Below are 12,707 nucleotides of genomic sequence, written 5' to 3'. Positions count from 1 at the left end.
AAAAAGCACGGCTTCTAAATTAGAAAACCGTGCTTTTTAAGTATTTAACTAACCTGAGCGCTGAAAATAGCTGCTTGAGATAGATTTATTATCCAGAGTTCAGGTTAACCAATTAAAGTGTGTAACTAAAACTTAGTTTTGCATTACGCTCTTCCCCTAGCATACCACCTAAAAACATTGCTTTTGAATAATACTTTTTGTTGAACAAATTATTTAAGTTTAACTGCATATGCCATTTATCAGTTGTATACGATACAGCTGTATCGTAAGTCGTGTAACTTGGTACATAACCATCAGGAATCGAAAACGAACTTGAATTAGTACTTCTGTTATCTACAAACGTAATACCACCACTTATATTTACAGCCTCAGGTAAATTAAACATATCTGCGTAGTAGGTTACCCATGTACTTGCTGTTACGTAAGGCACACCTTTTTGGCGTGTATCGTAACTGCTGCTATTAGGATTACTTTTGTCACGTGCATCTTGATAAATACCGTTTACGTTTACTTTCCATTTATCGTTCAAGTAAGCATTTAAATCAAGCTCAACACCTTTTGTTTGTTCTTTACCATCATAATAGCTTTCAGGTACATCTGAGCTTGATGTTAAAGCGTCATAAAGCGGGTTTGCGTATTCTAAATTAGTACGAGAGCTTTCAAATATAACAACAGATGCGAGTAGTTGGTCATCAAATGCTTTAAATCTAAAGCCTAGGTCGTTACTTATAGACTCTGAATCTTCTCGGTCAGCTTCATTACCTGCCACAGAGCCTAATACACTATACGCTGTACGCCCTTTTGAATGATTTACAAATACAGATAAATCTTCAGATGGCTGATACGTCGCACCCAGGTTATACGTTAAGCCAGAATCTGATGTACTCGCTTCAGGAGTTGGCTCTGCACGGCTAGAGCTGTAACGCTCATCAACACCAAAGTGCTCATAAGTTTGCTCAATTCGGTTATATGCCACACCAATACGCGTTGTAAGTTCTTCAGTTATGTAGCCTACATGTTGAATACCTAAGCCCCATGCTTGTACTTTTTTATTGTAGTCACTTGTTTTAAGCGGATCGTAATTTTCAAAGTTACCGGTTGGCCAATTTGGTTCTCTTATATCGTAAATATACGGCAAAGAACCTTGGTACGTTACATCACCATCATTGTTTGTGAGTACGTAATCTTGATCCCATATTGAGAATTGTTTAAAACGAATATCTCTATCTTCGTAGTTGGCGTTAACTAGTAATTCGTTATCTACGTCGCCTAACATAAAGTCATAACGTAAATCTAAGAAGTACTGCCATGATTTTTCATCTGCTTCTACTTGGCGGTATTCTTGGCGGCGTGCTGCATATGGGTAAAGTACACCGTCTTCAACTAATGGAGCTCGGGGGTCGTTATTGATAATTCCACTGCGCGTTGAATAGACGTAGTTATATGCACCTGTTTGGCGTGCAAAACTAGATGTGTAGTTGCGGTACTGTAGCTGCTGGTTTAAAAACAAATCGTCAGTAATGTAGTAGTTATGCGTTAATTTAAAACGCAGCTCTTCACCTTCGTTGGCATCAGCCATTGGTGAAATAATACCATTTGTGCCAAAGCTATAAGGTGTTAAGCCATCAGATGCAGATAGCGAATTAGCAAGTTGGTCGCGTTGTGCATCACTTAACTGTACGCCGCTTCCTGTCGGATCGTTTACTAAATCGGCACCGGTTACTTCACCTGCGCTTAAACCGTTTGCAGTTTCTGCGTTGTAAATACGAATAGGGTGACCAATAGAATCAACCGCTATTTCATCTTTTATATAGGCTGCAGAAAGCATGATGTTTTGTCTGTCGTTTAGCACGTATTTAAGCGAGGTATAAATTTCGTCGCGATCTTCTTTTAAATCGCGAAAGCCGTCACTTGACGCTGTTTTAGCCATTACACGATAAGCTAAATTATCTGTTATAGCGTTAGTGCTATCAAACGATAATGAATAGCTATCCCACTGGCCAAGCTCAGCCGATACTTTGTGTTTTTCTTCAAACTCTGGTTTTTTTTCAATTAGGTTAATTACGCCACCTGCACTACCAATGCCATATAAACCTGTTGCTGGGCCTTTTAAAACCTCAACAGATTCAACATTTGTAAGTGAACGAGTTGGGTTAAATGTATTACCCAGGCCTGCACCACCATACATACCATCGTAGGTGTAGTTTGCATCTAAACCACGAATTACTAAGTTATCACCAATACCGTAATTATTACCTGCTTGTGTTAAGCCACTTACGTTTCTAACTAAATCTTGTAAGCTGTCTACACCTTGAGATTCAATCAGTTCTCGGTCAATAATTACAACCGGTGCAGGTGTTTCCATTAAAGACATGTCTGATTTAGTAGCAAGACCAGAGCTCATCACCACACGGTTTTGCTTTTCGTATACGCTGATGCGTTCAATATCAGCATCAACTTGTGTATTTTGGGCAAATGCCACATTTGCATTTAAACAAGCAAGAGTAATAAGAGAGTACTTAAACGTTTTCATAGAGTGATAACTATTCGCGTTATTGAATTTGCGCGAATGATAATGGTTATTGTTTTTAAAGTGAATAGAAAGTTCATTTTATTTGATTAAATAAAACTGTTCGAATAATTAACAAACAAAAACAAGTCTAATAGGGGGGCGGTGACCCTTTTATGGCATATTCAATATAGGTGAGAGTTTTATTAAGGCTGGGTAAACTCAGCCTTAATAGCGTGTATTTACAACTGGTTTTTATAAACAACACCTGCTTTCATTACAAAAGGTACTGCCTCTAAGGTTTTAATACTTTTAAGAGGATTTGCTTTTACCGCAATTATATCAGCTGCAAATCCGGTTTTAATTTGTCCTAACTGAGTATCCATTTTTAATAACTTAGCGCTATTAATAGTTGATGCTTGAATGGCTTGTAGTTCTGTCATGCCAAATTCAACCATGCGGCTAAACTGTTTTGCATTATCTCCGTGCGGGTAAATTGCTGCATCGGTACCGAACACCATTTTAACACCCGCTTTTACAGCACGGCTAAAGCTATCACGTTGCCTTTTAGACACTTGGCGCTCTTTATTTAGGTTTTCTTCGTCTACGCCGTTTTGCTCGCCATAAGTTAGCGTATATTCGGTATTATAAATATCCATAGAGAGCCAAGTTCCATGCTCTTTGGCAAGTGCTATCGCTTCGTCATCTAAAAAGCTGGCGTGCTCTACGCTATCAACACCTGCTTTAATGGCTGTTTTAATCCCGCTTGTACCGTGTGCATGAGCTGCAACAGGTAAATCTCGCATATGGGCTTCATCAACGATGGCTTTCATTTCTTCAAAAGAATACTGCTGTGCACCTACTTTAGTCCCTTTTGAAAATACTCCACCTGTGGCGCAAAACTTAATAGCGTTTGCCCCGTATTTAATGTTTTCGCGTACTTTTATACGCGCAGCCCATGGACCGTCTGCGACGCCACTTGAAGTATATTTAAGCTCAGGAGGTAATCGGTTGTTATCACAGTGCCCGCCGGTAATTCCGAGTGATGGCCCCGCAGCCCAAATACGAGGGCCAACTATGTCACCCGCATTTATGCCGTCACGCACCGCTATAACGCTGTAACCTTCTGCGCCAACATTACGAACTGTTGTAAATCCGGCTTCTAAGGTTCTTTTAGCAAAATGAGCCGCTTTAATTGCCATTCTAGGAACTGACTGGCCTAAACGTTCACTGCGCGGAACCGTAGGGTCGCTTGTTAAATGCACATGCATATCCATTAAACCTGGCATAAGGGTTAAATCAGGGAGTTGAATATGTTTATCATCTTTAGTCAGCGTTGGTTTTTTATTTTGTTCAATGTTTGTAATTACGCCATCATCAATAGTAATTAAGGGCGATTTAATGAGCTTGCCATCTTTAACATCAACCATGGCTTTAGCTGATAGGTATGTAACTGCATGGGTATTAAAAGCGGTTAAGCAAAGTAAGGCAATAGAGGTGCTGAGTAGTTGTTTTTTCATTTTATTTTTCTTTTAAATCATATTTTAATTAATAGAAATGTAACAAGTTCAGATAAAAGTGCAAATTTAATACGATGAATGCAATCTATCGTAATTTCTTTATTAAGCACGCTTTAATGCGCATAATTAAAAAACGATATTAAAAAGGATTATCATGAAATCAATTAAATTAGCATTAGTTGCCAGTGGCGTTATGTTTGCTTTAAGTGGCTGTATGAATACTGAGCTTAGTACACACACTAATACCAGTACACAGTTAAACACAGCTAACGCATCAGCAGGTATTGTTTCAGAGCTTTCAGCAGAGCAACAACTCGATGTACTTGTTGCACAGTATTACGATGAATCGCTCACATATAGCCCCATCAGCGCAACGTACAATGGTCGTAATGAGTTTAACGATCAATTCACGCCTGTGATTTCAAAAGAAAATAGAGCAAAAAAGGCAGCTTTTTATAAAAAATATCAACAGCGATTAAACTTTATAGATAAAGCACAGTTAACAGGGCAATCGCTTTTAAGTTTTGAAATATTAGAGCGTGACCTTGCACTTAAATTAGAAGGCATGCAGTTCCCTGATTATTTACTACCAATAAATCAAATGGCGGGTGCGCATAACACCTTTGCAGGTTTTGGTTCAGGTCAAAGTGCTCAGCCGTTTAATACCGTTGAAGATTACACCGCTTTTATCTCGCGTAGCGAAGGTTTTGTAAAGTGGCTTGCAAGTGTAGAGCGTTCAATGGCGCAAGGCATTAAACTAGGTATTACGTTACCAAAGCCACTTGCTGAAAAATTACAGCCACAATTTGCAGCTCATGTAGTTAAAAATGCCGAAGATTCACTATTTTGGGGTCCAATTAAAAAATTACCAGAATCGTTTAGCGCACAGCAAAAGCAAAAAATTACAGCGCAGTATCGTCAATTGATTATGCAGCACTTAGTACCGGCTTATAAAAGCATGAGTGACTTTTTAGCTAATCAATATATTCCTAATAGTCGAGAAAGCGTAGGTTACAGTGACTTACCAAACGGTAAAGCATGGTACGAATACCAAATTAAGAAAAACACAACGCTTAGCTTATCTGCAGACGAAATTCATGACATTGGTTTAAGTGAAGTGTCGCGTATTTTAAGCGAAATGAAAAAAGTAAAAGAAACCGTAGGCTTTAAAGGTGAGCTATCTGAATTTTTTGATCATTTACGTGATTCAGATGAATTTTACTACGACACGCCCGAGGAGTTAATTGCGGCATATGAAAACGTTAAGAAAAAAATAGATGCGCGTTTACCTCTACTTTTTAACATAGCACCCAAAGCACCTTACGTTGTAAAAGCAGTTGAAGCCTACAGAGCGCAGTCGGCAGCAGGTGCATCTTATGCATCTCCGGCGCCTGATGGCTCTCGCCCTGGTATTTTTTATATCAATGCTTATAACTTAAAAGCGCAGCCTAAATTTTTACTCGAAACTTTATCGATTCACGAAGCAGCCCCAGGCCATCACTTTCAAATAGCACTTCAGCAAGAAATAGAGGGCTTACCTGATTTTCGTAAATTTGGTGGCTATACGGTGTTTGCCGAAGGTTGGGCGCTTTACGCAGAAAGCTTAGGCAAAGAGCTAGGCTTATTTACCGACCCTTATATGTGGTACGGGCGTTTATCGGATGAGCAATTACGCGCAATGCGTTTAGTGCTTGATACTGGTTTTCATGCAAAAGGGTGGACGCGTCAACAAGGTATAGATTACATGCTTGCAAATTCGTCTATGGCAAAGAGCGATGTAATTGCTGAAGTAGAGCGCTATATAGCATGGCCAGGGCAAGCGCTTTCTTACAAGCTAGGGCAATTTAAAATTCAAGAATTACGTGATTTTTCTAAAAAACAACTCGGCAATAAATTTGATATTAAAGCGTTTCACACGCAAATATTAATTGATGGCGCATTGCCAATGCCAATCCTTGAGAAAAAAATTAAGCGTTGGGTTAAATCTCAAAACTAATTTGTAGCGCAAAGCCAGTACTTTGAAAGGGTATTGGCTTTGCGCCATTTACAGCAATACGGTAGAATGCGCGCTCTTTAGGGGGCACGAGAAAACTATGTTTGATCAACAATTAGCAAATACACAATTTTGGCTTAAAAAAAGCTTAAGCGACATGAGTCAAAACGAATGGGAAGCCATTTGTGATGGATGCGGAAAATGTTGTTTAAATACGTTTATTGATAGCGAAGATGAAGACGAATTTACCGCCACCGATCAGTTACGCGAAGGTGAGCAATTAATATTTACTAATATTGTATGTCAGTATCTCGATAACAACACCTGTGGTTGTAGCGAGTACGAAAACCGCCAAACGCTTGTTCCTTCTTGTGTAAAACTCACAAAAGAAAACCTTAAAGACATCTTTTTTATGCCACAAAGCTGCAGTTACCGTCGTTTACATGAAGGTCGTGGTTTGGCTTCTTGGCACCCATTATTAAATAGTGGCGATAAAACAAAGATGCATGAGCTAGGTATTTCTGTAAAAGACAAAACAGTAAAAGATTGCGATGTAAAGCTCGACGACTTTGATTTGTACATTGCAGAATGGCCAACAAAGGACGTAGATTAATGAGTAAACAACAAGCCGTAATTGGTTTAATCAATCCTAAAAGCCCGACAAATGTTGGCGGTGTATTGCGTGCAGCAGGCTGTTATGACGCCAAACAAGTGTTTTTTACCGGTAATCGTTACTTAAATGCCAAAAAATTTCATACCGATACTAAGAACGCACTTGAGCGTATCCCTTTAACCGAAACTGATAGTTTAGAAGCGGTAAAACCAGAGGGTGCTACCGTTGTTGTCATTGAGCTTATTGAAGGGGCAACGCCACTTCCTGAGTTTAAGCATCCTGAAAATGCATTTTATGTATTTGGCCCCGAAGATGGCTCTGTACCAAAAGACGTTTTAAAGTGGTGTGATGAAGTGGTATATATTCCAACTATTGGCTGCATGAACTTAGCGGCAACCTGTAATGTAGTTTTGTATGACCGCTTAGCTAAATTAGGCGGCGTTGAGAGTAGTGACGATACTATTATTAGCTCTCGTGATACAAACAATAAAATGAGGTGGCAAAAAAGCTGATTAGTTAAGGTTTATTTGTGCAAAAGTGATAGTAGTAGCTAAACTTAAAAACACTATTAATCACAAATAGATACTAAAATGCGCTGGTTTTATTTTATATTATTGCTAACAACTAGTAATAGTTTTGCTGAAACATCGGTTGAGTATTTTCAAAATGGTACTCAACACACCTTAACTGGGCATTCCCATAAATCAGGGGTGCTCTATGAAGCTAAAAACTCCAAACAAACACTTCATCTAGCCACACTCGATTGGCCTCCCTATATTGGTAATAATGTATGTAATAAAGGCTGGGTTTATCAATTTTCAATTGCCTTGTTAAATAGTAAGGGCTACAGCGTATATATTGAATTTCTGCCTTGGGCAAGAGCGGTACGAAATGTAGAACTAGGCAGGGCTGACATACTAATGCCTGAATACTTTATAGAAGATACAGCCCCCTCCGATTATGTTGATGGTAAAACACGTCGAGAATTACTCGGCTTATCTAATTCCTTTAAAGGTGGCAAAATTGCTTTTTTAAAAAGGAAAGTCGATACAGACCATTTCACAGGAAACTTGAACTCGCTCAAAGGGCTTAAGATTGGTGTTGTTCGAGGGTATCAAAATACGCCAGAGTTTGATGCCATGATGGACAATGGCGAGTTTGAAGTTATCACCTCTGTTGATGATTTACAGCTTGTTAAGCTACTGACTGCTAAGCGTGTTGATTTGGTTATAGGCGATCCTCAAGCTTTGAAATCATCTGTGGCTTACTCCTCTTTAACTAAACCTGAAAAACAGTCTTTGCTTTCTTCCATTGAGCAAGAAAGCATTCCTTTGCAATATAACTCGTTATATTTTGCCATTAGTAAGCGTGCGCATAACTGGCTTTTAGTATTAGAGGATATAAACGAAGGGCTTTATCAGTTTAATAACAGTGGCGAAATAGACCGAATTATTAGTGCGACCAACACGCAATGTGAATAACATTGCTGGAACGTTCCATAAGTGCGCTGACTAATTTATATTTAAACATGTAAAATCGTTTTCAACTTGTTAATGGAGTGAAAACGACGTGAGTGAAATAAATACAAACCAATCATTTGCGGTCAACGAACAGCCAAATAAAAATTATCTGTTTCCACTGACTGCAATGACGACCCTATTTTTTTTATGGGGTTTTATTACTGTTTTAAACGATGTACTAATACCACGCTTAAAAGGCGTATTTGATTTGAGCTTTTTTGAAGCGATGCTAGTACAGTTTTGCTTTTTTGGGGCTTACTTTATTGTTTCTATTCCGGCGGGGCTTTTAGTTAAGCAATTTGGTTACAAAAAAGGGATTTTAACTGGTTTAATTGTGGCTTCAATGGGGTGTATGTTGTTTTACCCTGCTGTTGTAGTACATGAATATTGGCTATTTTTAGGCGCTTTATTTGTACTTGCTGCAGGCGTAACAGTACTTCAGGTTTCTGCTAACCCTTATGTTGCTGCTCTTGGCAGCGAAAAAACAGCTTCTTCTCGTCTAAATTTAGCACAAGCACTTAATGCGCTTGGTACTACCGTTGGGCCTTATGTTGGTGGTTTATTATTTTTCGGTACGGCAGGTAGTTTAGCTGCATCTGCAGCAACTGCTGAATCTGTAAAAGTGCCTTATTTAATGCTTGCTGGCGCTTTATTACTTATCGCTATTGTATTTGTCTTTATAAAGCTTCCAGATATTGAAGCCCACAAAGAGGAAAATAATACAGCAATTGAATCTCGTTCGTTAATGCAAGCACCGCACTTAACTATGGGTGTACTTGCTATATTTTGTTATGTAGGTGGGGAGGTTGCCATTGGCAGCTTTTTAGTTAACTACTTTGGTGAGGCGCACATAGCAGGACTTGAAGAGCATACTGCGGCTGCACTTATTAGTTATTACTGGGGCGGGGCAATGGTAGGGCGTTTTATTGGCTCTGTATTATTACAAAAGATTGCACCTTCTAAAGCTATAGCGTTTAATGCATTTAGTATTATTGCGCTATTATTGATCACTATTTTTACTCAAGGTGACGTCGCTTTATACTCAGTATTGGCAATTGGTTTATTTAACTCAATTATGTTCCCGACTATATTTTCAGTTGCAATCGAGCGACTAGGATCATTGACGAGCAAAGGTTCTGGTTGGTTATGTTTAGCAATTGTTGGTGGTGCACTTGTACCATTACTACAAGGGTTTATAGCTGATACAGTAAATATACAGCAAAGCTTTTTTGTTCCAATGTTATGTTATGTATTTATTGCATGGTACGGTTTAAATGTTGTTCGCTTAGCAAATAAGTGGAAATAACAGACTATACAAGAGTGACTGAATACGTATTCAGTCACTTATAAAGCTACAGTTAATGGGAACGTTCCATAAATAATAAATCTAGTCATTAATTATTTTAATATTAGCCAGTTACCCACCAAAGCCTATTTTTTTTACAATCCTTTATTCTTATTTTTCATCAATAACCTAACTGTAAGTCTCTTTTACTAGGACATTTAGCTAAATTTTTGCTAAAACAGTAAGGCTAATAACGATAAATAATAAAAAGGATGTATATGCTTAACTCGTTGAAATTTACTTCCAAAGTGACTATTGCAGCCTCTTTAATTTTGGTTTTGGTGCTAGGGTTATTTACTTTTAATAACTACATTGCGATGCGCAAGCAAACCGAGCAGCAGTTAAGCCTAGTATTACAACAAAATTCCGAATCTGTTTCACAAAATATAGCGAGTTGGTTAAATGCAAAGTTGGCGATTGTTATATCAATTGCTAAAACCCATAAAGCTAATGATTCTAAAGCACTCACCCTTTCACAATTAAATACTGCAGAGCTTGCCGGAAGCTTTAAAAATACGTATATAGGTAAATCCAGCGGCACGTTTATATTAAACGATCAATCAGTTGTATTACCTCCAGATTTTGATGCGACTTCTCGCCCTTGGTATAAATTAGTCGAAAACAAATCAAATACCGCATTTACAACTCCCTATATTGATGTGACAACTAACGAGCTTACAATTTCAGCGGTAGTACCCATACTCCAAAATGGCCAATTTAGCGGCGTTGCAGGTGCCGATATTGATATGCAGACCGTGACAAAAATTATCAACGATATTGACTTTTTAGGACTCGGTTATGGTTTTTTACTCGACAGCAAAGGCCAAGTGTTAAGCCATCCAAATGCTCAGTTAAACTTAAAAAATACATCAGACATCTTTGGCACTAATACGCCTTTACAAAGTGAGTTTACCCAGTACGAGATAAACGGAGAGTCTAAGCTTATTTCGTTTACAAAAATTAGTGGTATTGAAAACGTAGATTGGTACCTAGGTGTTGTTATAGACAAAGATAAAGCGTATGCCAGTGTCTCTAATTTTGGCCAAACTGCAGCTGTTTTTATGGTGATAGGAATTATCACTATTATAATTATGATGCAGATTTTATTACGCTATTTAATGCAGCCAATGAATCGTTTAAACGATGCTATTAAAGATATAGCACAAGGTGAGGGCGATTTAACAAGGCGTTTAACCGTTGAAAACGACGATGAATTTGGCGATTTAAGCTATTCATTTAATATTTTCATCGAAAAAATTCAGCATTCAATAGAGCAAGTAAAAGAGTCTACAAAGCAATTAGATACAGCTATTGAAAGCTTGGTATCACAAACACATTCTTCGCTGTCTATGTATGATGATCAAAGTAAACGAACCGATAGTGTTGCAGCGGCTATCAACCAGTTTTCTGCCACATCAATGGATATTTCAAGTAATGCAGAGAGTGCATCGCAGCTTGCTAAAAATGCAGATGAACATTCAACACAAAACCAAGAAGCATTAAGCCACAGTGTTGCAACTATCCACCAGCTCTCGGGTAATATGGAAAAAGCTCAGCAAACTATAAACAGTTTAAATACGCATACAGCCAGTATTGGCCAAGTGCTTGAAGTTATTAAAGGTGTAAGCGAGCAGACTAATTTATTGGCACTTAATGCCGCAATTGAGGCCGCTAGAGCAGGAGAGGCGGGACGCGGTTTTGCCGTTGTAGCAGATGAAGTTCGCCAATTAGCGCACCGCACTCAACAGTCAACGCAAGAGATTGAAGACACGGTTAGTCAGTTGCAAAAAGGCTCAAACCTTGCTGTAGAGCTTATGAAAACAAGTCTTGAAGGCAGTGAAAAAAGCGTGCAACAAGCCGATGCTGTTGGCAATTTAATGAGCCATGTTATACAAGCGATTCAACAAATTAACGATGCAAATCACTCTGTGGCCACTGCAACAGATGAGCAAAACCAAGTTGTTAAGTTATTAGATACAGATATTCAAACAATTAATTCGCTTTGTATACAAGGCAAGGCCAACTTAAATGACACGCTTGACGAATGTACCAAACTAAAACAACAGTTTAGTGCTTTAGAAAATATGGTTCAAAAGTTTAAAGTATAAAATTAATGACTAAAAAAAATGTGAATAAACCAAATTGGCTCAGTCTAATAAATATCGACAGTGTTTATAGCTCAGACATGCAACGCAAAGCGTTTTCTTTATTTACCATGATTGGGATTTCAATTGTGTTGATCGCAGTATTAGTGTTTTTTAATTATAAGCTTTATTCGCCACTACTAACCGCTTCATTAATTATCGTTAACATTACAAATATAGGCTGTTCTATCTACTTTATAAAAACGGGTAACCTGCAAGTTGTGGCATTAATAAGTGTGAGCATTGTGTGCATGATGTTTGTTGCACTTGTTTATACCGGCGGTAAAGATAATACCGCGCTATATTGGCTAATGTTTTATCCTGTCGTAACGTTTGCATCTTTAGGGGTTAGATTAGGTGCTTGGTTAGGCTGTACCTTACTGTTTTCTTGTATTGTTATTTTATACGGCCCTGACTTTGGTCAAGTTAGCTATGGCAACGTAGAAAAAACACGTTTTATAGCGTCCTTTTCTATGGTGTTTTTATTCTCATTTATTGGTGAGTATTTTAGGCATAAAAGCCACATGGCTATTGCCGATATTACGCTAGAGCAAAAACAAGATGCTTATACTGACCCCCTTACTGGCATAGCAAATAGGCGTTTTATTACCTCTCATTTTTTAAAGCTTGCTCAAACACGCCCAGAGCAGTACTTACCTTTTTCAATTTTGTTAATTGATTTAGATAATTTTAAATCTTTAAACGATACGCATGGCCACGATTTTGGTGATACGGTATTGATAGAATTTACCAAACTTCTTGAGTCTCAGTTTTTGGCAACTGCGTTAAAGGCCCGTTATGGCGGTGAGGAATTTGTTGTTATTTTACCGCAGCTCACTGCCTCTGCAGCCTCTGTAATTGCGAACAAATTTCGAGAAGCCGTGGCAGGGCATGTTATATTTACTGATGACAAGCAGCGTATTTCAATCACCTGTAGCATTGGTATTTCCCAAGTAAATAAAGTAACTGATTATGATGATTCGTTAAAGCAAGCTGATGAAGCTCTTTATAGTGCAAAGGCTGCTGGTCGCAATAGAGTCGTCTCAAACTAGTTGAAGGATTA

At 38.3% G+C, this 12,707-nt stretch carries 9 protein-coding genes; 7 read left to right on the top strand and 2 right to left on the bottom strand.

From position 1 onward, the window contains the following. Nucleotides 1–112 precede the first annotated feature (112 nt). Together H5087_RS13615 and H5087_RS13610 are read right to left on the bottom strand one after the other, a co-directional pair. Nucleotides 113–2,533, bottom strand: a complete 2,421-nt coding sequence (locus H5087_RS13615) for a TonB-dependent siderophore receptor (RefSeq protein ID WP_182672369.1) — start codon at nt 2,531–2,533, stop codon at nt 113–115. A gap of 218 nt (nt 2,534–2,751) precedes the next feature. Continuing rightward, complete coding sequence (locus H5087_RS13610) at nt 2,752–4,029, bottom strand: amidohydrolase family protein (RefSeq protein ID WP_182672368.1); 1,278 nt, start codon at nt 4,027–4,029, stop codon at nt 2,752–2,754. Between the two features lie 154 nt (nt 4,030–4,183). On the opposite strand from H5087_RS13610, the gene H5087_RS13605 reads away from it, so the two are divergent. From H5087_RS13605 to H5087_RS13575, 7 genes are all read left to right on the top strand, one after another. Then, entirely contained in the window at nt 4,184–6,025 is a 1,842-nt protein-coding gene (locus H5087_RS13605) for a DUF885 family protein (protein WP_182672367.1), read from the top strand. Nucleotides 6,026–6,122: 97 nt separating this feature from the next. Next, the gene (locus tag H5087_RS13600) at nt 6,123–6,635 is read left to right on the top strand and encodes a YcgN family cysteine cluster protein (RefSeq protein ID WP_149592900.1); all 513 of its coding nucleotides are present in this window, start codon (nt 6,123–6,125) and stop codon (nt 6,633–6,635) included. Further along, nucleotides 6,635–7,147 (top strand): RNA methyltransferase, encoded by a 513-nt coding sequence (locus tag H5087_RS13595; protein ID WP_182672366.1) that lies wholly within the window; start codon nt 6,635–6,637, stop codon nt 7,145–7,147. Before H5087_RS13600 ends, H5087_RS13595 begins: the two co-directional genes overlap by 1 nt. 78 nt (nt 7,148–7,225) lie before the next feature. Next, entirely contained in the window at nt 7,226–8,116 is an 891-nt protein-coding gene (locus H5087_RS13590; RefSeq protein ID WP_182672365.1) for an ABC transporter substrate-binding protein, read from the top strand. An 88-nt stretch (nt 8,117–8,204) separates the two neighbouring features. After that, entirely contained in the window at nt 8,205–9,461 is a 1,257-nt protein-coding gene (locus H5087_RS13585; RefSeq protein WP_182672364.1) for a sugar MFS transporter, read from the top strand. Between the two features lie 257 nt (nt 9,462–9,718). After that, nucleotides 9,719–11,608, top strand: coding sequence for a methyl-accepting chemotaxis protein (locus H5087_RS13580; protein ID WP_182672363.1), 1,890 nt, complete (start codon nt 9,719–9,721; stop codon nt 11,606–11,608). A gap of 5 nt (nt 11,609–11,613) precedes the next feature. Then, complete coding sequence (locus tag H5087_RS13575; protein ID WP_182672362.1) at nt 11,614–12,696, top strand: GGDEF domain-containing protein; 1,083 nt, start codon at nt 11,614–11,616, stop codon at nt 12,694–12,696. Nucleotides 12,697–12,707 lie beyond the last annotated feature (11 nt).

Source organism: Pseudoalteromonas sp. SR43-7 (genome assembly GCF_014163785.1).
Classification (GTDB): Bacteria; Pseudomonadota; Gammaproteobacteria; order Enterobacterales; family Alteromonadaceae; genus Pseudoalteromonas; species Pseudoalteromonas distincta.
This window is presented reverse-complemented; position numbering and strand designations above follow the sequence as displayed.